This window comes from Cohaesibacter sp. CAU 1516, assembly GCF_005771485.1.
Lineage (GTDB): Bacteria > Pseudomonadota > Alphaproteobacteria > Rhizobiales > Cohaesibacteraceae > Cohaesibacter > Cohaesibacter intestini.
This window is the reverse complement of the sequence record NZ_VANT01000006.1, coordinates 244,699-268,509: the sequence shown is the minus strand read 5'-3', so window position 1 is coordinate 268,509 and position 23,811 is coordinate 244,699. Positions and strand designations below refer to the sequence as shown.

Sequence of the window (23,811 nt, the reverse complement as noted above, 5' to 3'; positions counted from 1 at the left end):
TGTGGTTGGTTGATGGTCTGCGTCTTGTGATCAGTGGTCAGGTGCCCAAATCTTCACGCCAGCATGGGTGAAGGGCACTTGTTTGGAGATATTGATGCGAATGAGGATCGGGGTGATGGCCTCAATGCAGCGCGCCGCATCGGCCCCGCCCGCATTGTAAGCCGTGACGCCGAGGGTCTCGACCAAAGCCATCACCTTCTTGCGGGCAGCCAGGGAATTGCCGCAGACGAGAATGTCGCAATTGATGTCCCAATCGAGATTTTTGAGCGTCGTCGCCGAGACATTGTGCAAGGCGCCGATGACCGGAATGTCCGGACCAAGCAGCGCCTGAGCGGCTTCGGTGGCCGAGCCTTCGGGTGGCATGGTGACCTTTTTCGGGTCATCCTCGGCCAGTGGCACAACGATATCGACGAGGATCTTGCCCTCAAGATGCGGCTTTAGGGCCTCAAGGGTGGCATTGTGGCCAGCAAAGGGCACGGCGAGAATGACCATTTCGTCTGCGGCCTTGACCGCTTCCTCATTGGCCAGACCGGTGATTGGGGCAGCCTCTGGCCCAAGCTGGGCCATCAGTTCGGTGCCGATTTCTGCGGCGCGGGTGGCATCGCGCGAGCCGAGCGCCACCGGGGTGCCTGCGCGGGCAAAGCGCAGTGCCAGCCCTTGGCCTTGCGGCCCTGTGCCGCCGATGATTGCAATGGTCATCTGAACATATCCTCCTGTTTCACTCTGAGCAGGTCCTTGTGGGAGCTTGGGGTGGGGGACCAATCAAGGCCCCGGAAAAGAACGACGGGGGTCTTGCCCGCCTTTTTAACAACGAGGCCCGATGCGGCTGCCAATTCATCACCAAAGGCAGCCTCGGTGACGGTGAGCGGGCGGCCCCATGCGTCAAGATTGCCCTGTTCGCGGAGCGTGGCGGGCACGCCGGACAGGCCGATGGCGACATTGACTTGCCCGATCCGCCAAGGCCTGCCGAATGTGTCGGTCATCACCACGCCGATGCGGCAATCAAAGCGGGCCAGCAGCGCCTCCTGCATCAGCCGCACCGAGCGGTCGGGGTCTTGCGGCAGGGTCATCACCGCTTCTTGTTGCTCGAAATTGCTTTCATCCACCGCTGCATTGGCGGAAATGAAGCCGAGGCGATGGCGGCAAATCAGGGTGCCGGTCTCCTTGCCGGGATGGCGGAAGGCTTTGACCACTTCGCTGCTTTCCGACAGCACCACTTCGACTTTGCGCGGGTCTTTGCCCAGCTCCTCGCCATAGCGGATGGCCTCGGCCCCCGGTGTGACGCTGGATAGCGGAATGATGCAGCCTTCGGCCTTCGAAAAGACCTTTTGCGCGACGCAAAGAATGTCGCCTGCTTCTGGCTGATTGCCGGAGGCGACCAGCGCGTCGCCGACGATGCTCGCCAGATCGTCGCCTTGACCTATGTCGGGGATGCCGGGAATGGCGGTGATTGCGATGCTGCTCATCGGCCGTCCCCCTTGGCCAACAGATGCCAATGGTCGCGGCTCAAATGGCGCAAATCATCCAGTCGATCGACATCAAACCGGAGGCTGGTCAGGGGCAGCAGGATCGGTGTCAGGCCAGCATCTGCCATGGCGCGATAGTGATTGTGAAAGCTCTTTTCACCGAACTGGAAGTGGATCGGGTTTGGCAAGGGTAAGAGAAGCGCATTGGTGCCCCAGTCGCTGGAGGGGCAGATCACGGCTGTCTGTCCGGCAACCGCATGGTCGATCAGCCGGGACAGATCTGCGGGCTTGGGATCGGCAAGGTCGCCGGGTAGAATGCAAAGGGACCCGTAACCAAGGGCATGGGCCTCATCGGCTGCGTGTTGCAGAGCCGCCGAAAGTCCTCTGGTCGGGCCTTCGGGAATGTGGCGGATTGCCAGCCGTTCCGCAGCCGCTTTGAGGGTTGGGCTGGCCGAGACGACCGCAAGATCAATGGCGTTCGCAATGCCTTGCGCTTTGGCACGGGCAGCCAGTACGGTCTGGATCCGCTGGACAAGAATCCCGAACAGAGACAGGGCAAGGTCACCGCGTTCTCTTTGGTCAAGGCCACTGCCCAACCGGGTCTTGGCGTCCTTGGGATCCTTCATCGGAATGACCAGCAGGGTTCTGGCGATGTCTGTCGTCATGCGCGCGCTCCCGATCTGCTGGATGCTACTGCATGCTGGATGACCTGGTCTGCAAGGCGACATTTGTCCTTTTGCGATTTCATCAGGATGGCCTCAACAATTGGTTCGATGCCGAGCGCCCAGATGTCGGGGCCGAGCGCTGCGTCCGCATGGTCGATGACCAGCATGTCGATAAGGCCTGCATAATGCTCCGCTATGCCGACACTGTCCGCACGCATGCCCAAAGCTGTCATCATCCGATCAGCCGGGCCTTTGACGACCTTGCCCGCAATCAGAGGACTGACGGCGATCTTGACGGCTTTTGCCTCTTGGACTGTTGCGCGGATGTCAGGGATGGCAAGGATCGGTGCTATGCTAACCAGTGGATTGGAGGGGGCAAACACGATGATGTCGGCCTCGGCCAAGGCGGCGAGTGCTTCTGGTGTCGGGCGCGCGAGATCAAGGCCGTCAAAGCGCAGGGTCGAGACCGTCGGCTTGCATTGTTCGCGGACGAAATATTGCTGGAAGCTGAGCCAGCCCATGTCTGTTTCCAGCCGGGTCTGGATGACATCATCGGTCGGCAGCAGGATGTCGGGTTTGATCCCGAAGGAGCGGGCGATATGGCGAGCAATGTCTTGCGGGCGGTCGCCATTTTTGCGCCGCATGGTGCGATAGATATGCAGCCCCAGATCCTTGTCACCAAGGGTCATCCAGGTCTCTTCGCCCAATTGCGACAGGATACCAAGCGCTCGCTTGCCCTCATCGGCGACGCCCCAGCCCTGCTTGCGGTCGATCATGCCTGCAAGGCTGTAGGTCAGGGTGTCGATGTCGGGGGAGACCCAGAGGCCATGAAAGACCTCATCATCGGCGACATTGCCGATGATCGACAGATCGATTCCGTCAAGACCGGCCAAACCTTCAGCCATCTTGGCACCGCCAACGCCACCTGCCAGCAAAGCGACTTTATGGTGGGGGGCTTGGCTCATTGCGCCGCCTCCAATGGGGGCTGAGCGAGGGGGAACATGTCGAGGAAGTCGAGCGGATTGGCACCCGTGCGCTTGACCAGCGGGTCTTGGACTTCCGGATCATGATTGTCGAACATTTCAAGGATCGAATAGTCGGTGCGGCGCTGGGCCGGAACGCGGCCTGCAGCCCGAATGATCTGAACCATTTCATGGGCGGTGATTTCCTGCCCAAAGCTGGCGCCTGCAGAGCGGGAAATGCTCTCATTCATCAAGGTACCGCCCAGATCATTGACCCCGCGGGCGAGCAGTTGGGTGGCCCGTTCCGCGCCCAACTTGGTCCAAGAGACCTGAATATTGTCGATATGGCCATGCAGCATGATGCGTGAGACTGCATGCATTTTATCGACCTCATCGACGGTCGGGCCGGGGCGTACCTTGTCGGGATTTTGGCTGTAAAGCGGGCTTTCGGTATGAACGAAGGAAAGCGGCACCAGTTCGGTGAAACCGCCCGTGTCTTTCTGGATGTCACGTAGCAAAGCCATGTGGGCGGCCCAATGGGTCGGACCGTCGAGATGGCCATACATGATGGTGGCGGTGGTCGGGATGCCGACCTCATGGGCGGCGCGGATGATCTCAACCCAGCGCTCGGTCGAGAGCTTGTTCTTGGTCAGCTGCTGACGGATCTCGGTGTCGAGAATTTCAGCCGCCGTGCCGGGCATGGTGTCAAGGCCTGCTTCTTTCAGCTCGCTGAGAAAATCCCGATAGCTCTTTTTCGATTTGGCCGCGCCATACCAGATTTCAAACGGCGAGAAGGCATGGATATGCATGCCGGGCAACTCGGTCTTCAGCGCCCGGACGATGTCGAGATAATAGCTGCCTTCCATTTTGGGGTGGAGGCCACCTTGGATGCAGACTTCTGTGCCGCCACGGTCCCATGCTTCGCGGGCGCGGGCAACGATCTGTTCTGGCTCCAGCCATTCGGCACCGGCCTCATCGGCGCGTTTGGCAAAGCCACAAAAGCGGCAGCCCATATAGCAGATGTTGGTGAAATTGATGTTGCGGTTGACCACGAAAGTGACGAGATCGCCATTGACGCGCTGGCGCAATTGATCCGCCGTTTGATAGATGGCAGGCAGGTCGGCCCCGGTCGCGGCAAACAGGCTGGTGCCTTCGGCTTGGCTGACCTCATGGCCAGACAGGGCCTTTTCCAGAATGGCGCGGATCTCGGGGCTGGCTTGGTGCATTGGATCGGTCGAGAAAGTCATGCGGGGCGGCCTTTCTGTCTGTCTTGGATTCTGGCTTGAATTCTGTCTTGAAATCTGGTGTCATCTTCAAGGTGATGCTGGTGGGCGGCAAGGCCGCGCGGGTTGGCAAGCGCTGCGATATGGGGCTGCAACTCGGCATCAACAAATTGGTCTGGCTTGCCAAGGAAGGTGGGATAGATGGTCAGCCGCTCGGTCAGCTCGTATCCGGCCTGTCGGCAGGCTTCATTCAGTTGGCGGATTTCCGGCCAGTCATGCTGAGGGTTGATGAAATCAATGGTGACCGGTGAAATGCCGCCCCAATCATTGATGCCCGCATCGAGATAGGCGATGTGGCGGTCGGACAGGTTCGGGGGCGCTTGCAGGCTGATCTCCGGGCTGAGGATAAGACGCGCAGCGGCAATGGTGCGCAGCATGTCTTCGAGTGCGGGTTCGGGATGGTTGGCCATGGCAATATCCGGCTTGCGCTGGAAATTCTGGATGATGACCTCTTGAATATGGCCGTGGCGGGTATGGGCCTCGTTGATGGCCACAAGCGCCTCGATGCGATCTTGCCATGTTTCGCCAATGCCGATCAGCAGGCCGGTGGTGAAGGGTACTTTGCGCTGGCCGGTGCGCTCCAGCGTGCGCAGGCGCTGCAGGGGCATCTTGTCCGGGCAGGCATGGTGCGGGCCGCCTTTTTGCGCCAGACGTTTGGAGACCGTTTCGAGCATCATGCCCATGGAGGCTGCGACCGGGCGCAGGATGTCGATTTCCTCATCGCTCAGGGTACCCGCATTGACATGGGGCAGCAGGCTGGTCTCGGTCAGCACCAAGCGGCATATGTCGGCGAGATAATCGGTCATCCGCTGGTAGCCGAGCTTGGCCAAGGCGCCTTTGGCTTTTTCATAGCGCAGCTCGGGCTTCTCGCCGAGGCTGAAGAGCAATTCCTTGCAGCCCTGCGCCTCGCCGCGCTTCGCCGTGGCCAGCACTTGTTCCGGCGTCATGATATTGGCCGCAGGGTCATCGGGATGTTTGACAAAGGTGCAATAGCTGCAGGTGTCGCGACACATATTGGTCAGCGGAACAAAGGCCTTGCGGGAATAGGTGACCGTGCGGCCCCAATGCTGATTGCGGATGGTCTGGGCCATCGCCATCAGGGCGCTCAGGTCGGCGTCGGCCATCTTCTCCGCCGACAAGCGATTGCCTGTCATCTCATTGGCGAAGCGGGGGGCGGACAGAATCTTCTGGTAGACCTGCATGGTGTGGTTCCTCATCACAAGGCTTTGAAGGCACAAGGCGCGCAAGGCCGGCGGCCGGATTTCAGAGACAGATCTCCCGATCGCGGCAAATGCTGCGTTGCGGTAGGCTTCTCTGTTGGACTTGATCGAACGAGATTGGCACAATCGGGAAGGGGCGGATCCGCTCCCGATCAAGGCCCCGTCCGGCGGGTCTGCCGGACGGGCTTTGTCAATTGGCTGTCAGCGAAGGCCTATTTCAGGGCTGCATCGGTGATGACATGGGTCCATGCACCTTCAGGCATCTTGGTGATGACCGGAGAAGAACCGCCGCTCATCAGGGTCTTGACGGTGCGCTCATAGTCAGCAGGGTCAAGCGCGCCATTGGAACCGGCGGTCAGCTTGGCGACTTCACCCATCATGCGTTTCTGGTGCTTTTCGGTCTGGGCACCGGTTTCGTCATATTCAAGGACGATTTCGGCGGCTTCATCCGGGTTGGATTCGGCGTATTTCCAGCCTTTCATAGATGCGCGAACGAAGCGGACCATCTTGTCGACTTCTTTCGGATCGGACAGTTTTTCTTCCAGCACATAGAGACCGTCTTCAAGGGTGGCGACACCCTGTTCTTCATATTTGAAGGTGATCAGGTCGTCCGGTGTCAGGCCTGCATCGATGATCTGCCAATATTCGTTGTAGGTCATGGTGGAGACACACTGGGCCTGACCTTGCAGGAGTGGGTCGACATTGAAGCCCTGCTTGAGAACGGTGACGCCGTCCCCACCTTCGGTGGACAGGCCAAGGATGCTCATCCAGCTCAGGAATGGATATTCGTTGCCGAAGAACCAGACGCCAAGGGTCTTGCCGGGAAAGTCTTCAGGGCTTTTGATGCCGCTATCCTTGCGGCAGGTCAGCATCATGCCAGAGGATTTGTATGGCTGGGCAATGTTGACCAGCGGCAGCCCCTTTTCACGGGCAGCCAGAGCGGATGGCATCCAGTCAATGACGAGGTCAGCGCCGCCGCCAGCCAGAATCTGGGTCGGTGCAATGTCCGGGCCGCCCGGCTTGATGGTCACATCAAGGTCTTCTTCCGTGTAATAGCCCTTTTCCAACGCAACATAATATCCGGCAAACTGGGCCTGTGTGACCCATTTCAATTGCAGGGTCATGGCATCTGCCGCGTAGGCTGCGCCAGCCCCGAGGAAAGATGCTGCAGCCAGAGCGCCAACAGCAAATGTCTTTAAAGTCTGTTTCATTTTACGTTCCCTAGTCAGGAGGTTAATGGTGATGCTTTTGGTCTTTTTATTTTGGTTTTTATAGTGTGAGGCTTTAGCCTCTTTGTGAGGGATGCCAGAAGGTCACCCCTTTCTCCAGTGTCGCGACCAGTCCGTAAAAGGCGGACCCGGCAATTGCCGCGACAACGATTTCTGCCCAGACCATATCAAGGCCAAGGCGTCCAACTTCGGTGGAAATGCGAAAGCCCATGCCGACGATGGGCGAGCCGAAAAACTCCGCCACGATCGCGCCGATCAACGCCAAGGTGGTGGAGATTTTGAGGCCGTTGAAAATGAAGGGCATGGCCATCGGCAGACGCAGCTTGAGCAGGGTCTGGAAGTGATTGGCGGCATAGGTCTTCATCAGATCGCGCTGCATGTGATCGCTGGTGGTCAGTCCCTGCAGGGTGTTGACCAGCATCGGGAAGAAGACCATCACCACGACAACGGCAGCCTTGGAATGCCAGTCAAAGCCGAACCACATGACAAGAATCGGGGCTGTGCCGACAATCGGCAGGGCTGCAACGAAGTTGCCAACCGGCAGGAGACCCATTTGCAAGAAGGGCATGCGGTCAATCAACAGGGCGATGAGAAAGGCCGACCCGCACCCCATCAGATAGCCTGACAAGGCCCCTTTGACAAAGGTCTGGATGAAATCGGCCCAGAGCAGATCGGTGGAGGCGGCAAATTTCACTGCGATGGCGCTTGGGGTCGGCAGGATGACTTGCGGCACTTGCAGGCCACGCACCAGCAATTCCCAGACGACGATCACCGTGACACCAAACAGGATCGGCACGGCGAGCTTGACAGCGCGGGTGTCACTTATGGCGCTGTGGGACAGTTTGACATTCACCCAGCAGGCAAAAATCCATGTGAAGAAGGAGACTATAACTTCGATCATCGGTCCATCCCCATGCGTTTCATGACTGCTTTTTCGGCCAATCCAACGAGGGCCACCAGGCTGGCAGCCAGCAGGGCTGCGGCAAAGAGGGCTGCCCACATCTGGATGGTCTGGCCATAATAGGAGCCGGTCAGAAGGCGTGCACCAAGCCCGCGAATGGCCCCGGTCGGCAATTCGCCAACGATGGTGCCGACGAGTGAGGCGGCAATGCCAACTTTCATCGAGGTGAAGAGATAGGGCATCGAGGAGGGCAGGCGCAGCTTGAAGAAGGTTTCAGGCTTGCTGGCATGATAGGTACTGAGCAGGTCCAGCTGCATCTGGTCGGGTGAGCGCAGACCCTTGACCATGCCGACCAGCACCGGGAAGAAGCTCAGATAGGCGGAAATGATTGCCTTGGGGATCAGCCCCTGAATGCCGACCGAATTCAAAACCACGATGATCATCGGTGCAATGGCGAGAATAGGGATGGTTTGCGATGCAATCGCCCAGGGCATGAAGCCCATATCCATCGCCCGGATATGCAGGATCCCGACAGAGAGAATGATGCCCCCAAAGGTACCGATCAGAAAGCCGAGCATGGTGGCACGCAGGGTGATCCAGCCATGGAAAATCAGCGATCGCTTGGAGGTGATTTTCTTCTCGATTGTCGTTTTCCAGAATTCGCTTGCCACCTGATGCGGGGCAGGCAGAACCGGGCGCTCCTGATTGAGAGTCTTGGAAATCAGCTCGGAAGTCGTCAAGGTCACGCCTGCGCGGCTGGCGGCTTCCAACGACCATTTGGCATTCATTTTCACCGCTGCCCCATACCAGAGGATGACGATGGTGCAGATGACCGTGAGGATGGCAAAGGCTTTCTTCATACGTCTGCTCCATCGCCATGGCCAGCGCGCAAGCCTTCGCGAACCCGATGGGCAATTTCGATGAATTCCGGACTGTCGCGGATTTCCAGTGGCCGCTCGCGCGGCAGGGTGCTTTCGATTATGTCGGTGATGCGGCCCGGGCGGGGGCTCATGACGACGATCTTGGTTGATAGATAGACCGCCTCGGGAATGGAGTGGGTGACAAAGCCGATGGTCTTGCCGGTTGTCTCCCAAAGATGGAGGAGTTGCTCGTTGAGATGGTCGCGGACAATTTCATCAAGGGCTCCGAACGGTTCGTCCATCAACAGGATATCGGCATCAAAGGACAGGGCGCGGGCAATGGAGGCCCGTTGCTGCATGCCGCCGGACAATTGCCAGGGGAACTTGTTGCCAAAGCCTTCGAGATCAACGAGTTTGAGAACCCTTTCAACGCGCTCGTTCTGCTGCTGGGCGGAATAGCCCATAATTTCGAGCGGCAGCTTGATATTCTTGGCAATGGTGCGCCATGGATAAAGGCCTGCAGCCTGAAAGACATAGCCATAGGCGCGGTCCATGCGGGCATTTTCCGGGCTGGTTCCATTGACGGTCAGGCTACCGGAGGTTGGGTGCTCGAGGGCGGCAATGGTGCGCAGGAAGGTGGTCTTGCCACAGCCGGACGGGCCGATGAAGCTGACAAAGTCACCTTTGTTGATTTCAATATTGATATCCTTGAGCGCGTGGACCGGGCCGTCATTGGTCTGAAAGGTCAGACACAGGTCCTTGGCCTTGACCACATGAAAGTCTGCCTGACTCATTTTGACTATTCCTTTGTTCATTGCTGCAGAGTCTCAACTGACAGCTTCATGCAAGTTTCGGGCCGCTGCGGGGGCGGGATCCCCGCAGCGGCATAGTTGGGGTCAGACGCCGGAGGCTGGAATGCCTGTGCGCTCGACCGGACGCGGGGCGACCAGTTCTTTCCAGGTGGAAAGCGCCTTGTTGACCGCAGTGAAGGGCTGGCGCGGGACAAACTGGCCGTGGCCTTCCTCGGTCTTCAGCTCGCCCTTGTCGAACACCACCTTGCCGCGAGACAGGGTGTAGCGCGGCAGGCCCTTGACCTCTTTGCCTTCAAAGACATTGTAATCGATGGCAGAGACCTGCTTGTCGGCGGTGATGGTCTTGGAGAGCTCAGGATCCCAGACGACGATGTCCGCGTCAGAACCGACGAGGATCGCGCCTTTTTTCGGATAGACATTGAGGATCTTGGCGATGTTGGTCGATGTGACCGCGACAAATTCATTCATCGTCAGGCGACCGGTGGTCACCCCATAGGTCCAGAGCATTGGCATGCGATCTTCCAAACCGCCGGTGCCATTGGGGATCTTGGTAAAGTCGCCGACACCATAGCGTTTCTGGTCGGTGGTGAAAGCGCAATGGTCGGTGGCAACGCAGGAGAGCGTGCCAGACTGAAGACCAGCCCACAGGCTGTCCTGATGCTGCTTGTTACGGAAAGGCGGGCTCATCACGCGGCGGGCGGAATGATCCCAGTCCTTGTCGAAATATTCGCTCTCATCCAGAGTGAGGTGCTGGATCAAAGGCTCACCATAGACCCGCATACCGGCCTGCTTGGCGCGGCGGATGGCTTCGTGCGACTGCTCGCAAGAGGTATGGACGACATAAAGTGGCACTTCGGCGATATCGGCAATCATGATGGCGCGGTTGGTGGCTTCGCCTTCCACCTCTGGCGGGCGGGAATAGGCATGGCCTTCAGGGCCGGTATTGCCTTCTGCCATCAGTTTGGCCTGCATCGAGGCGACCACATCGCCATTTTCCGCATGCACCATCGGCAAAGCGCCCAACTCGGAGCAGCGCTGGAAGGAGGCGAACAGTTCGTCGTCATTGACCATCAACGCGCCTTTATAGGCAAGGAAATGCTTGAAGCTGTTGATGCCTTTTTCCTCAACGATGGTCTTCATGTCGTCAAAGACCTGCTCGCCCCACCAGGTGATGGCCATGTGGAAGCTATAGTCACAGACGGCGCGGGTGGATTTGTTGTCCCAGCGCTTCAATGCATCAAGCAGGCTCTGGCCCGGATCGGGCAGGCAGAAATCAACCACCATGGTGGTGCCGCCCGAGACCGCCGCGCGGGTGCCGGAATAGAAATCATCGCTTGAATAGGTGCCCATGAAAGGCATTTCGAGATGGACATGGGGGTCGATGCCGCCGGGCATGACGTAACAGCCGCTGGCATCAAGCACTTCATCGCCGGTAAGGTCTGGGCCGATGGCGACAATGACGCCGTCTTCGATCTTGATGTCCGATGGGTAGGTAAGGTCGGCGGTGACAATGGTGCCGCCCTTAATCACTTTGCTGGTCATAGCTACTCTCCTTGGTCATTGCGCCGACATCTCGTTTGCTGCGGTCGGGTCAGCGCATCAGGTGAATGGATGTTTGGCGGCCTTATTCGACGATTTCTGCGGCTTCGAGCACGGCATGAAGCATGACATCTGCGCCTGCCGTCGCCCATTCCTGGCTGATGTCTTCTGCCTCATTGTGGCTGAGGCCATCGACGCAAGGACACATGATCATCGTTGCCGGGGCGACTTTGGCGGCCCAGCAGGCATCATGGCCAGCGCCGGAGACGAGGTCCATATGGCTGTAACCAAGTTCGATGGCTGCGTTGCGGACCTTGTCGACCAGACCGGGATCGAAGGTGACCGGATCGAAGTGGCCGACAATCTCGACCGAGCAGCCGACTTCCAGCTCTTCGCAAATGATGGCTGCCTTTTCGCGGATCGCGTCGCGCATGCCGTCGAGTTTTTCCTGATCGACGGTACGGATGTCGACGGTGAAGACGACAGTGCCGGGCAACACATTGCGGGAGTTCGGCGAGAAGGTGACCTGCCCGACGCCGCCCACCGCATTGGGCTGAGCTGCCATGGTCACGTCCTGAACCATTTCAAAGATGCGGCCCATGGCGAGACCGGCATTCTTGCGCATCGACATCGGGGTCGAGCCGGTATGGGCTTCCTTGCCGGTTAGGGTGAATTCTAGCCACCACAGACCCTGACAATGGGTGACAACACCGATTTCCTTATTCTCGGCTTCCAGAATCGGGCCCTGCTCGATGTGATATTCGAAATAGGCGTGCATCTTGCGGGCGCCGACTTCTTCGTCGCCAACCCAACCGATGCGCTTGATCTCTTCGCCGTAGGTTTTGCCTTCCAGATCCTGACGGCCATAGGCATAGTCAAGGGAATGCACCCCGGCAAAGACACCGGAGGCCAGCATTGGCGGCGAGAAGCGCGCACCTTCCTCGTTGGCCCAGTTGGTCACGACGATTGGATGCTTGGTCTTGATGTCGGCATTGTTCAGCGTGCGGACCAACTCAAGCGCCGAAAGCACACCCAGCACACCATCATATTTGCCGCCTGTTGGCTGGGTGTCGAGGTGGGAGCCGACATAGACTGGCAAGGCATCCGGGTCGGTGCCGGGGCGGGTCATGAACATGGTGCCCATCTTGTCGACGCCCATGGTCAGGCCTTCGGCATCACACCAGCTTTTGAACAGAGCGCGGCCTTCGGCGTCTTCGTCGGTGAGGGTCTGGCGGTTGTTGCCGCCAGCAATGCCGGGGCCGATTTTTGCCATATCCATCAGCGACTGCCAGAGGCGATCGGAATCAATGCGTAAATTCTTTTTCATAGCCAAATGTTCCCTGTCGTTCGGCAAGCACCACCCGTTGACGGACGAGTAGCCTCGAACGCCTGCCATTATTTCAATCTCTGGAAGGTCGCGCTTTCTAAAGAGCGCTTTGACCTTTTGGTCTTCCCAGCCGGTTTGGCCCCAATATGCGGGCCGCTAGCTCGGGAAGGTAAAGACGGCGCCCTGAGGGATGCCCTCAGGCCAGCGTGTTGTTGTCGTTTTCAGGCGGGTGTAGAAATGCACCGCTTCGGGGCCATAAATGCCGTGGGAGCCGAAGGAGGAGCGTTTCCAACCGCCAAAGGAATGGAAGGCCACCGGCACTGGAATGGGGACATTGACGCCCACCATGCCGACCTCGATGGCCGAGGAAAATTTGCGCGCCGCGTCGCCGTTGCGGGTGAAGATTGCGGTGCCATTGCCATATTCATGCTCGTTGATCAGTTTGACCGCACTCTCAAAGCTCTGCGGTTCAAGGATCGAGAGGACCGGGCCGAATATCTCGGTCTTGTAGATGTCCATCTCAGGGGAGACCTTGTCGAACAGGCTGCCACCAAGGAAATAACCCTGCTCGTAGCCCTGCAGCGAGAATCCGCGGCCATCGACCACCAGATCTGCCCCTTGCGCAACACCACTGTCAATCAAGCCGGAGATCCGATCTTTGGCCTCGGCGGTGATGACCGGACCCATTTCGGCTGTTTCGTCGGTGGAGGGGCCGATCTTGAGGGCTTCGACTTTTGGTTTCAGCGCGTTGACCAGCTTGTCGGCGGTGTCTTCGCCAATTGGTACGGCGACAGAAACAGCCATGCAGCGTTCCCCGGCTGAACCATAGCCAGCGCCCATCAAGGCGTCGGCGGCCTGATCCATGTCGGCGTCGGGCATGACGATCATGTGATTTTTTGCCCCGCCCAGAGCCTGCACCCGCTTGGCGCTGTCGGTGCCACGGCGATAGACATACTTGGCGATTGGGGTTGAGCCGACAAAGCTGACGGCTTTGACATCCGGGTGATCGAGCAGGCAATCGACGGCGGATTTGTCGCCATGGACGACATTCAACACGCCTTTTGGCAGGCCTGCTTCCATCAAAAGCTGACAAACGAATGTGGCCGCGGACGGGTCCCGCTCGGATGGCTTGAGGATGAAGGTGTTGCCGCAGACAATCGCCATTGGGAACATCCACATCGGCACCATGGCGGGGAAGTTGAAGGGCGTGATGCCCGCCACAACGCCCAAAGGCTGGCGTTCAGACTGGGTGTCGATGCCGGGGCCGACATTGCGGGAAAATTCGCCCTTGAGCAATTCCGGTGCGGCGCAGGCATATTCGATCACTTCCATGGCGCGGGCCACTTCGCCCAGCGCATCGTCATGGGTCTTGCCATGTTCTCGGCTGATCTCGCGGGCAATGTCGTCGGCCCGTTCGCGCACCAGCGCCGCATAGGCGAACATGATGCGGGCGCGTTTGGCTGGTGGGGTGGCCGCCCAAGCGGGAAAAGCCGCCTTGGCGCAGGCAACCGCCTGATTGATCTCGGCGTCCGAGGACAGGCCGAGCGTGCCGATCTGCTCACCGGTGGCAGGGTTGAAAATGGCGCTTTCCCGGCCAGACTGGGAGGCGACGGCTTCACCGTCAATGAGGTTGGTCACAGAATACATGGATCAGTCAAGCTCCTTGAGGATCCCGGCAAGGGTGTCGAAGATCTCGTCGATCTGAGCCTTGGAGATGATAAGCGGTGGGGAGAGGGCGATGATGTCGCCGGTGGTGCGGATCAGAAGACCCTTGTCATAGGCCTTGAGGAAGGCCGAAAAAGCGCGCTTGGTTGGCTCGCCCTCAATCGATTCGAGCTCAATCGCGCCGATCAGGCCCAGATTGCGCAGATCCTTGACATGGGGCAGGCCTTTGAGACTGTGCAGAGCGTCTTCCCAGTAAGGCGCGAGCGCATTGGCATGCTCGAACAGGCCTTCTTCTTGATAGGTTTCCAGCGTGGCGATGCCAGCTGCCGAGGCAATCGGGTTGCCCGAATAGGTGTAGCCGTGGAACAGTTCGATCATATGTTCTGGGCCGGTCATGAAGGCATCATGGATTTCGGCGGTGGTGAGCACAGCCCCCATTGGGACGACCCCGTTGGTCAGGCCCTTGGCGGTGGTGATCATGTCTGGCATGACGCCGAAATAATCCGCAGCAAAGGGCGCGCCAAGGCGGCCAAAGCCGGTGATCACTTCATCAAAGATCAAGAGGATGCCATGTTTGGCGGTGATGGCGCGCAGACGCTCGAGATAGCCTTTCGGTGGGATTAGTACGCCGGTTGAGCCTGCAACCGGCTCGACAATCACGGCGGCGATGGTTTCGGCCCCATGCAGGGCGATGATCCGTTCCAGCTCGTCGGCCAGATTGGCGCCATGCTCGGGCTGGCCACGGGTGAAGGCATTTTGCTCAGGCAGGTGGGTGGCGGGCAGGTGATCCACACCCGTGAGGAGCGAGCCGAACATTTTGCGGTTGGTGACGATGCCGCCAACCGAGATGCCGCCGAAATTGACCCCGTGATAGCCGCGCTCACGGCCGATCAGGCGGGTGCGTTCGCCATGGCCCTTGGCGCGGTGATAGGCAAGTGCCAGTTTCAGCGCAGTCTCGACCGACTCAGAGCCGGAATTGGTGAAGAAGACATGTTCGAATGGATCAGGAGCCAGATCGCGGACGCGGGTTGCCAGCTCAAACGCCTTGGGATGCCCCATCTGGAAAGCGGGTGCATAATCCAGCTCATCAACCTGTGCCTTGATGGCCTCAACGATTTTGGGACGTTTGTGTCCGGCGTTGCAGCACCACAGGCCTGCGGTGCCATCGAGCACCTGGCGGTTGTCTGCCGTGCGATAGTGCATGTTTTCGGCACCAACGAACATGCGCGGTGCTTGCTTGAATTGCCGGTTTGCCGTGAATGGCATCCAGAAGGCCGATAGATCATTTTGCATCGCTCATTCCCCCACACGAACAGCATAAACTTTTGCTAAATCCGTCTTTCATGTTATGAACGCTTGCATCGTCTGCACGATCGGTCAATATTTTTCCCGCACGATCGGTCAGAAAAATGCTTTTTGCCTATTATTTGTTCAATTATTCACAAATTGGGCTGCGAAAAGTAAAAAATTGCGCCACTTTTTGTTAAAGAAATTTGGTCACGCCTGATTACTAAAAAGCCCGGAGTCGATCGCTCTGGAATATGGTGCAATGCGAAAGAAAGACATACGGGTTCTTGAATGGCAGACACGCAATACACGACGCAAAAACAAAACCGGGAAAACAATATTGAAAAGATCTTGGTCGCTGCCGAGATGATCTTCGCTGAATTTGGCTATAATGGGGCGTCAATCAGCCGGATTGCGGACATGGCGGGCTTGCCGAAATCCAATGTGGTCTATTATTTCTCGTCCAAGGAACTGCTCTATCGCACGGTAGTGGAAGATATCTTCAATGTCTGGCGGGCCGCAGCCGACGAGATCGACGTGGATTCGGATCCTGTTGCCGCCCTTGGGGCCTATATTGACACCAAGCTGGAGTTGGCGCGCACGCGGCCCTATGGCTCGAAGGTCTGGGCCAACGAGATTATTCAGGGCGCGCCGATCGTGCAGGACTATCTTGAGAGCGAGTTGCAAAGCTGGACCGACCAGAGGGTGGCGGTAATCAATCAATGGATCGAGATGGGCAAGATCCGTCCGATTGACGGCAAGCATCTGCTTTTTGCCATCTGGGCGACGACCCAGCATTATGCGGATTTCAAGCACCAGATTTCGACGCTGAATGATGGCCGTGAGTTGAGTAACGAGCAGTGGGAAGAAACGAAGCAGGCGGTCAAGTCGATCCTGTTGTTCGGGATTTGCAAAGGCGACTGATCACTCCCCTGTGCGGCGACATCTCAAACAGCTTTATGAGGGCAGGCAAACCAATTGGGTCTGCGCTGCCCTTCGTGCATTTTGATCAGTAGGTCCGATCTGCGGAGATCGGTGGAATCGGTGGGGTCGAGGCTGTCTGGGATGCTTGATCGCCCGATGCGGGCTGGGATTGCTGGGCCTGCGACTGGGATTGCTCTTGGGTACGGGCCAGCCCCGGCGCCTGGGATTGTTCCTGGGTGGCTTGCTCAGGGGGCGGTGACTGTGGGGCTGAAGGGGCCAGCGCAGGCGCAGCCGGGGCCGACGCGGCCGGTTTGGCCTGTTGGTCTGCATTGGTGATCGACTGGCCGATTTCCTTGCCGCTATTGTCGATCGGCATCACGTCGACGGAAACATCGATGAAATGCTGACCACCTCCCAGAATGACGCCTGACAAGGGGCTGACATCGACAAAATCCCGACCAATCGTCAGAGTGATATGCTCGTCGGCGATCATCTTGTTGTTGGTCGGGTCAAAATCGACCCAACCCGCTTCCGGGCACCAGACGGATATCCAGGCATGCGAAGCGTCTGCACCGACAAGGCGCGGCTGACCTTCCGGTGGATAGGTGCGCAAATAGCCTGAAACATAACGGGCAGGCAGACCCAGAGCGCGCAGGCAAGCCAATTGCAGATGAGCAAAATCCTGACAGACGCCGCCCTTGATTTCAAACATCTGCTCCACTGGTGTGGTGGCATCGGTGATCGTGCTGTCATAGTCAAAGTCATGATAAATGCGGCTGGTCAGGTCCAGAACAGCTTGCAGCATGGGGCGCCCCGGCGGGAAGGAAATCTCGCCATAGGCTGCGATCTCGGCGGTGGGGGTGGTAAAGCCCGTGTAGCAGGTAAATTCGGCCTCGGCTGTGTATTTGGGATCGAACATCAAATCACGCACGGTCTCCCACCCGGCGACCGACAGGGCTAGGGTCGCGGTATGGTCGCGCTCGACATTGATGATGCTTTGGGCTTCGACCGAGAACAGATTGTGGTTCTCTTCGATCACCAGATGCTGGGCCGGATTGCCGAAATAGTCGTGATAGTCCCGCCGCAAGGCTGGTTTTGGATTAATCAGCAGTTCATGCCGCTCAATGGTCTGCCCCATGGTTTGGCGTGGCCCCAGATGCACCAGATGGTTGGACTGGGCCACCGCATTGACATAGCGATAATCCGTTTTGTGGGTAATCCGGTAGCGCATGCTCGGTTCGTGCTCCTCGCGGGGTCAGATACGGTGTGGCTTTTCTTCGGTATGGGTGAAGTAGCGCTTGGTCAGGATATCGGTCAGTTGCGGCAGTTTCGTGGTCTGGTTGCTGAGCAGTTTTTCCAGATCGCTTTGCTCGGCGATGATGTCTTCCAGCGGTTTGGCCTCTTCCATATTGGGGATATGTGCCAGAACATGGCCTTCGGCCAATTGAAGCTCGGACCTGAGTTCGAGGATCAGGCGATTCTCTTCACTGCGCAGGCCTTGCTCCGGTTCCATCGGCAGGGAATCGATGTGGTCGGACAGGGCGGCGATCTGGAAGGCGATCGAGCGTGGGTTGGTTTCGTCCAGCAGCAAAAGGTCGATCACCGCTGGCAGTGCCGGCATGATACGATAGCGCGAGCGATAGGTGATGAAGCTGTCTGCGACCTCGAGAATGAACATCATGCGCCGTGCGGCGTCGGTGGTCATGCCGGGGGCAAAGACCAGACGGCTGAACAGGGTGGCCAGATTTTCCGCCCGTTCGATGCGGCGGCCAATGTCCAGAAAACGCCAGCCGAAATTGCGAGTCATGTTTTCCATCGCCACACCGGAAAAGGCGGCAAGGCTGACCAGTCCTCTGTCGAGCATGTCGACAACCTGACCAGCATGAACGAAGCCCGGCTCCTTGTGCCAGCGGCGGTCGGTGAAGAAGTCGTTCAGGATATGCCAGGCATCCGATGACATGCGGTCGCGGGTCAATCCCGCCAGCCGGTGCATATGATAAAGGCTTTCCTGAAAACCATGGGCCCGGTCCTTGCCATACAGAATGGTGCGCACCAGTCTCTCAAGGTCATTCATGCCACCAAAGCCCGCATCGAAAATCTGGGCCTTGGGTGCGCGCAGGATAAGGCTGTTCAGAGCAGCGCGTACGGTGCGCTGATCTTCTTCCGGGCCGCTATCCTCTTCCAGCCGCGCCAAAGCCTGACGGCAGAGGCGGAACTGCCACTCCGTCCGCTCCACATTGCGGCCGAGCCAGAAGAGATTGTCAGCGATCCGGCTGGGCAGGGAACGCCCGGCGCGGGAATAGGCGGTGGAGGCTTCAAGACTGGCCCAGATGCTGTCGACCGGAGCGACCTTGGTTTCGGATTGAATCCAGACATCACGTGTCAGGCCGCGTGGTGAATGCAGGCCGATGGCTTGCGTGTCGCCAACGGACATGGACAGGCCGCCGGGCATGACTTCAAAGCTCTGGGTCTTGCGCGACGCAAAGAAACGCACGGCAAAGGGTTTGGGCTCAAGGCGGCTGCCGGTCCAGCTGGGGGTGGTGGCAAAGGCCATCTTTTGCTCTGCGACCATGGTGCGGCCATGCAGCTGGATCTTGTCAATCAAGGCCTTGCGGGCCTGATCGTCCAGGGAGGCTCCATCGATCGCAGGGCGGGCTTCGCCTGGTCTGCCGGACCCTTCATGGGCGTCGGATATAAGCATCTGATCGAGATGGGCCAGCACATGGGCCTGCGACGCCGGATCACCCAGCCACCAGCGCGGGGCTTCCTTGAGCATAAGCTCCTCGCCCAGCAAATACTGGCAGATGCGCGGCAGGTAGGGGCCAAGGCCCCGATTTTCCACGATGGCCGTGCCCAGCTGGTTGATCACCTTGGCGCCCTTGTTGCGCACGGTACGGACCAGCGAGGTGGCACCGTCAAAGCCGTCGGGGCGAAGCTCGAGCGGATCGGCCCGGGCTCCTTCGATCGAGCGGATGATCATGTCGATGGGCTTGAGGCCTGCAAGGGTTTTGAGGCAAACCTGATTGTTTTGACAGACCAGATCGCCGCCTTCGACCAGAAGATAGCCCAGATACCGCGCCAGATAGGCATGGGAGAAATAGTCAGGATGCTCCGGTCCGGGCGTCAGGATGGCGATTTGCGGGTCTTCCATACCGGACCGGTTGACCAGTGTCGACTGCATCCGCTGGAAGTGGGGGGCAAGCCGCATGGCATTGGTTTCACGGAACAGATTGCCTGCACAATGGGTTACAGCGATGCGGTTGGCCACGGCAAAGCCGATGCCAGCCGGGGTCTCTGCGTGATTATCCAGAACGCGCCAGTTGCCATCCGGCGCTTTGGCGAGGTCGGTGGCAAAGAACTGGATGCCGTCCATCGCGCCGCGGTTGCCCTGCATTGGCCGTAGATAAGTGGGGTCGCTGAAGATCAGGCTGGCGGGTATGAAGCCGCCTTCGATCAGCTTGCGCGGGCCATAGAGATCGGAATTGATCGCATTCATCAGTCGCGCCCGCTGGGAAATGGCCGTTTGCAACCATTGCCATTCTTCGGGTGCGATGATCAGCGGGGTCAGATCAATCGACCAGGGCTGCTCGTCCGCATTGGGGTCTGCAAACAAGTCGTAGGCGATGCCGGTCTCGCGGACCTTGCTGTTGAGTTGCTCCGAATTGTCCGATTGTTCCTGTGTCGTCCAGTGCGAGAAAGCGTGGAACCACGCAGCCCAATGCGGCATGACGGTGCCGCTGGCGTCCATCATTTCATCATGGACACCCGGAAGAGGCTGATAGAAGGAAGACAGGTCTTGTCCCACCGCTTCCCCTTGTTGGTTCGCTTCGCCGCCTGATGATTTCACATTCGTCGGGCTTCCGGCTTGGTTCAACTGCATACAGTCTCCGCGCATTGGCGCATTGTTCCCTGATCCTCACCACGAGAAGGATCAGGCCGCTCGATACCAGCATAATGTGCATTTTTGCGAACTGGAATGCTGCAAAGTTGCTTCACCATGCCTTTGTGTCTGATTTTGGTCGGCGCTTCATGTTCCGTCCGCAAACTTCAGGGATTTCCCTGAAGTTCCGGGAGGGATGCTTGTAACACTGCTTTGCTTGGAAACAAAGAATATACATTGCGGAGGATGTTTATATCCTCAAAACGCATCGGTATTTTTAACAATGGCGTGATGAAGCGTGAACGAAGACAAGAGGCCCGAATTGGGTCTCTTGTCTTCGTGGTTGGTCGTGGTGTGGGGTCAGCGCACCGAGGCCAGGCGCAGATCGAGCGTGTATGGGAAGTCCGGATTGTCTTCCAGAATTACCGGATCGACATAGCCCGCCGAATGGCCGATGGTCTCAAAACGCGACAGGCGGCGGCTTTCTGCTTCATAGGCATTGACCGGGAAGATCTCATAGCCGCGTCCCCCCGGATGGGCAACATGATAGCGGCAGCCACCAAGGGAGCGCATGTTCCACTTGTCAAACAGGTCGAAGGTCAGCGGGGTGTGGACGCCGATCATCGGGTGCAGGCAGGATGGCGGCTGCCATGCCCGATAGCGCACACCGGCGACCGCTTCGTCCTGTCGGCCTGTTGGATGCAAGGGCACCGCGACCTGATTGACCGTCAGGATATGGCGGTCGGGATTAAGGCCCTTGGCCTTGACCTGCACACGTTCGAGCGAACTGTCGACATAGCGGGCGGTGCCGCCAACGGCGCCTTCTTCACCCAGTACGTTCCAGGGTTCGAGCGCCTGACGCAACTCAATCTGTACGCCGTCATAATTGACTTCGCCATAGCGTGGGAAGCGGAACTCGAAATGCGGGGCGAACCAGTCCTCGTCCAGCTTGATGTCATGGTTGGCCAAATCGCGCAACACGTCGCGGAAGTCGTCGCGGACATAATGGGGCAGCATGAATTTGTCATGCAGCTGGGTGCCGAAGCGCACCAGCCGCTGGCGGTAAGGCTGTTCCCACAGGCGCACGATGATGGCACGCAGCAGCAACTGCTGGGCAAGGGACATTTGGGCATGTGGCGGCATTTCGAAGGATCGGAATTCCACCAGACCGAGTCGACCGGTCGGCCCGTCCGGCGAGAAGAGCTTGTCGATGCAGATTTCGGCGCGGTGGGTGTTGCCGGTCACGTCAATCAACAGGTTGCGGAACAGGCGATCAACCTGCCAGTTGGGGATGTAACCTTCTCCGGGGAGCGGCAGTTGCTTGAGGGCAATTTCCAGCTCATAGAGATTTTCGTGGCGGCCCTCATCTACCCTTGGAGCCTGCGAGGTTGGGCCGATAAAGGTGCCCGAGAAGAGGTAACTGAGGCTTGGGTGGTTTTGCCAATAGGTGATCAGGCTGCCCAGCAGGTCCGGACGGCGCAGGAATGGGCTGTCGGACGGGGTCAAGCCGCCCATGACGATATGGTTGCCGCCACCGGTGCCGGTGTGACGACCATCGAGCATGAATTTCTCGGTGCCAAGGCGGGCCAGACGCGCCTCTTCATAGACGATCTGGGTGATCTTGCTGGCTTCCTTCCAGTTTGTGGCTGGCTGGATATTGACCTCGATGACGCCCGGATCCGGGGTGACCTTGATCACATTGAGGCGCGGATCAAACGGGGGTTCATAGCCCTCGATATGGACCGGCTGCTTGACCTCCTTGGCTGCTTCCTCGATGGCGGCGACCATGGCTGCGTAATCTTCGGCATTGTTGAGCGGTGGCATGAAGATGCAGAGATGGCCATTGCGTGGCTCAATGGTTAGGGCAGTGCGGACCGAGCCTGAAATTTCATTCATTGGAATGAAGGTCTTATGCAGGGATTCGTGCCACTGGATGTCCGGGGCTTCAAGCAGCTTGGCCGGATCCATTTTTTTCAAATGGTCGCGCTGCTTGAAAGGTTTGCGGCGATCGCGCAGCAAGGCTTCCTTGGCGGGCAAGGCAGCGTGGGCCGCATGCGGGTCCATCGGCAAGACATGGGGATATTGCACTTCGGTCAGATAGGGTAGGGAGCCAAGCGGCAAGCGGAAGCCAACCGGGCTGTCGCCGGGCAGGATATAAAGCTTCTCGCGGCGCAGTTTCCAGACCTCTGACATCCAGGATCGGCCATAGACTTCGGAATTCCAGGCCTGCACCGGCAGCACAAAGCCTGCCGGATTGGACAGGCCCTGCTCAAAGACCTTGACGATGCGGGCCCGTTCGGCCGGGTCGTCTATCTTGTTGTTTTTGTGATCGACATCAACGGGGAGTTTTTGCTCGACCAGCGCGAAATGGGCCGGATCCTCATAGGCCGGGATGACGCATTTGGGGTCGATGCGTAGCTTTTCGCTGAGCTTATAGATAAAGCGCTGGGCCACCTTGTGATCGGCTGTGGCTTTCGGCTTTTCGGAATCGATCAGGGCTGGATCTTCCCAGAGCGGCTCCTCGTCGGCACGCCAGTAAAGGGCAAAGGCCCAGCGGGGCAATTGCTCGCCGGGATACCATTTGCCCTGACCAAAATGCAGTAGCCCACCGGGTGCAAAACGGTCGCGCAGGCGGCGAATGAGGTTTTCTGCATAGGCGCGTTTGGTCGGACCTACGGCGGCGGTGTTCCATTCATCGGCTTCATAATCATCAATCGAAATGAAGGTTGGCTCGCCACCCATGGTCAGGCGCACATCGCCCTCTTCGAGGCGTTCATCGACCGTCTCACCCAAGGCATTGATCGCCTTCCACTGTTCGTCGGTATAGGGCTTGGTGACGCGGGGCCGCTCGTAAATGCGCTGCACGTCCATTTCGAACTCGAATTCGACTTCCGCCTTGTCATGGGCACCCGTGATGGGTGCGGCTGAAATGGGGCTCGGGGTGCAGGCGAGCGGAATGTGGCTTTCTCCGGTCAAGAGGCCCGAGGTCGGGTCGAGGCCGATCCAGCCGGCTCCGGGCACGTAAACTTCTGTCCATGCATGCAGATCGGTGAAGTCATGATCGGTGCCTGCAGGGCCATCGAGCGGCTTGACGTCCGGTTTCAGCTGGATCAGGTATCCCGAGGTGAAGCGGGCCGCGAGCCCCAGATGGCGCATCACATGGACCATCAGCCATGCACTGTCGCGGCAGGAGCCTGAGCCTTTTGTCAGGGTTTCTTCGGGGGCCTGAACGCCCGGTTCCATGCGGATCAAATAGTCGATCTTGCTTTCGATCAGATAGTTGACCTGAACCAGCAAATCGATGGTCTTGAGGTCCTTCTGTTTGATGATCGGCTCGACTTCCTTGAGCAAAGCGGCCAGCAATTTGGTCGGCTCTTCCTTCTCCAAATAGGGCGCGAGATCCTTCTTGTCCTCCTTGCCATAGGCAAAGGGGTAATGCTCGGCTGCTTCCTCGATGAAGAAGTCAAACGGATTGATGATCGCCATTTCGGTGACCAGATCGACGGTCACCTCAAAGGACTCAACCTTTTCGGGGAAAATGACGCGGGCCAGGAAATTGCCGAAGGGATCCTGCTGCCAATTGATGAAATGCTCGGCGGGTTCTACCTTGAGCGAGTAGGACAGGATCTGGTTGCGCGTGTGGGGGGCAGGGCGCAGGCGGATGACTTGCGGTCCCATGCCGGTCTGGCGGTCGTAGCAATATTTGGTTCTGTGTGTCAGAGCAGCGTGGATAGACATGTACAGGCGCCTTTCGGGTTGCCCAAAATCGGATCGTCAAACGGAATGATGAA

General features: G+C 58.5%; 18 protein-coding genes. 1 reads left to right on the top strand and 17 read right to left on the bottom strand.

Annotation, left to right across the window (positions count from 1 at the left end):
* Positions 1-30: 30 nt before the first annotated feature.
* The 14 genes from npdG to FDK21_RS16080 form a co-directional block, all read right to left on the bottom strand.
* Positions 31-699 carry an NADPH-dependent F420 reductase gene (npdG, locus tag FDK21_RS16145; protein ID WP_138149819.1) on the bottom strand — a complete coding sequence of 223 codons (669 nt, stop codon included), beginning with the start codon at positions 697-699 and terminating at the stop codon, positions 31-33.
* Positions 696-1,466, bottom strand: coding sequence for a coenzyme F420-0:L-glutamate ligase (gene cofE, locus FDK21_RS16140; RefSeq protein WP_138149816.1), 771 nt, complete (start codon positions 1,464-1,466; stop codon positions 696-698). Before cofE ends, npdG begins: the two co-directional genes overlap by 4 nt.
* Complete coding sequence (gene cofC / locus FDK21_RS16135) at positions 1,463-2,131, bottom strand: 2-phospho-L-lactate guanylyltransferase (protein ID WP_138149814.1); 669 nt, start codon at positions 2,129-2,131, stop codon at positions 1,463-1,465. Before cofC ends, cofE begins: the two co-directional genes overlap by 4 nt.
* Entirely contained in the window at positions 2,128-3,096 is a 969-nt protein-coding gene (locus FDK21_RS16130; RefSeq protein ID WP_138149812.1) for a 2-phospho-L-lactate transferase, read from the bottom strand. Before FDK21_RS16130 ends, cofC begins: the two co-directional genes overlap by 4 nt.
* Positions 3,093-4,340, bottom strand: a complete 1,248-nt coding sequence (gene cofH, locus FDK21_RS16125) for a 5-amino-6-(D-ribitylamino)uracil--L-tyrosine 4-hydroxyphenyl transferase CofH (protein WP_138149810.1) — start codon at positions 4,338-4,340, stop codon at positions 3,093-3,095. The genes FDK21_RS16130 and cofH overlap by 4 nt, the downstream gene beginning before the upstream one ends.
* Positions 4,337-5,578, bottom strand: coding sequence for a 7,8-didemethyl-8-hydroxy-5-deazariboflavin synthase CofG (gene cofG / locus FDK21_RS16120; protein ID WP_210238811.1), 1,242 nt, complete (start codon positions 5,576-5,578; stop codon positions 4,337-4,339). The genes cofH and cofG overlap by 4 nt, the downstream gene beginning before the upstream one ends.
* A 230-nt stretch (positions 5,579-5,808) precedes the next feature.
* The gene (locus FDK21_RS16115) at positions 5,809-6,807 is read right to left on the bottom strand and encodes an ABC transporter substrate-binding protein (RefSeq protein WP_138149808.1); all 999 of its coding nucleotides are present in this window, start codon (positions 6,805-6,807) and stop codon (positions 5,809-5,811) included.
* Between the two features lie 73 nt (positions 6,808-6,880).
* Positions 6,881-7,726, bottom strand: coding sequence for an ABC transporter permease (locus tag FDK21_RS16110; protein ID WP_138149806.1), 846 nt, complete (start codon positions 7,724-7,726; stop codon positions 6,881-6,883).
* Positions 7,723-8,586 carry an ABC transporter permease gene (locus FDK21_RS16105; RefSeq protein WP_114011101.1) on the bottom strand — a complete coding sequence of 288 codons (864 nt, stop codon included), beginning with the start codon at positions 8,584-8,586 and terminating at the stop codon, positions 7,723-7,725. Before FDK21_RS16105 ends, FDK21_RS16110 begins: the two co-directional genes overlap by 4 nt.
* On the bottom strand, positions 8,583-9,380 hold the full coding sequence (locus FDK21_RS16100) for an ABC transporter ATP-binding protein (RefSeq protein WP_114011147.1): 798 nt from the start codon (positions 9,378-9,380) through the stop codon (positions 8,583-8,585). Before FDK21_RS16100 ends, FDK21_RS16105 begins: the two co-directional genes overlap by 4 nt.
* Before the next feature lie 102 nt (positions 9,381-9,482).
* Positions 9,483-10,940: a dihydropyrimidinase gene (hydA, locus tag FDK21_RS16095; RefSeq protein WP_138149804.1), complete on the bottom strand. Its 1,458-nt coding sequence runs from the start codon at positions 10,938-10,940 to the stop codon at positions 9,483-9,485.
* Between the two features lie 82 nt (positions 10,941-11,022).
* Positions 11,023-12,264, bottom strand: a complete 1,242-nt coding sequence (locus tag FDK21_RS16090; RefSeq protein WP_138149802.1) for a Zn-dependent hydrolase — start codon at positions 12,262-12,264, stop codon at positions 11,023-11,025.
* 156 nt (positions 12,265-12,420) lie between these two features.
* Positions 12,421-13,911, bottom strand: a complete 1,491-nt coding sequence (locus FDK21_RS16085) for a CoA-acylating methylmalonate-semialdehyde dehydrogenase (RefSeq protein ID WP_138149800.1) — start codon at positions 13,909-13,911, stop codon at positions 12,421-12,423.
* A 3-nt stretch (positions 13,912-13,914) separates the two neighbouring features.
* Positions 13,915-15,222, bottom strand: coding sequence for an aspartate aminotransferase family protein (locus tag FDK21_RS16080; protein WP_138149798.1), 1,308 nt, complete (start codon positions 15,220-15,222; stop codon positions 13,915-13,917).
* Positions 15,223-15,507: 285 nt separating this feature from the next.
* On the opposite strand from FDK21_RS16080, the gene FDK21_RS16075 reads away from it, so the two are divergent.
* Positions 15,508-16,140 (top strand): TetR family transcriptional regulator C-terminal domain-containing protein, encoded by a 633-nt coding sequence (locus FDK21_RS16075; protein WP_138149796.1) that lies wholly within the window; start codon positions 15,508-15,510, stop codon positions 16,138-16,140.
* 85 nt (positions 16,141-16,225) lie between these two features.
* On the opposite strand, the gene FDK21_RS16070 is transcribed toward FDK21_RS16075, so the two are convergent.
* From FDK21_RS16070 to FDK21_RS16060, 3 genes are all read right to left on the bottom strand, one after another.
* The gene (locus FDK21_RS16070) at positions 16,226-17,371 is read right to left on the bottom strand and encodes a transglutaminase family protein (protein ID WP_114011095.1); all 1,146 of its coding nucleotides are present in this window, start codon (positions 17,369-17,371) and stop codon (positions 16,226-16,228) included.
* 24 nt (positions 17,372-17,395) lie between these two features.
* On the bottom strand, positions 17,396-20,020 hold the full coding sequence (locus FDK21_RS16065; protein ID WP_171022122.1) for a circularly permuted type 2 ATP-grasp protein: 2,625 nt from the start codon (positions 20,018-20,020) through the stop codon (positions 17,396-17,398).
* Between the two features lie 360 nt (positions 20,021-20,380).
* A complete protein-coding gene (locus tag FDK21_RS16060) occupies positions 20,381-23,758 on the bottom strand; it encodes a transglutaminase family protein (protein ID WP_138149792.1) in 3,378 nt (1,125 codons plus the stop codon).
* Positions 23,759-23,811 lie beyond the last annotated feature (53 nt).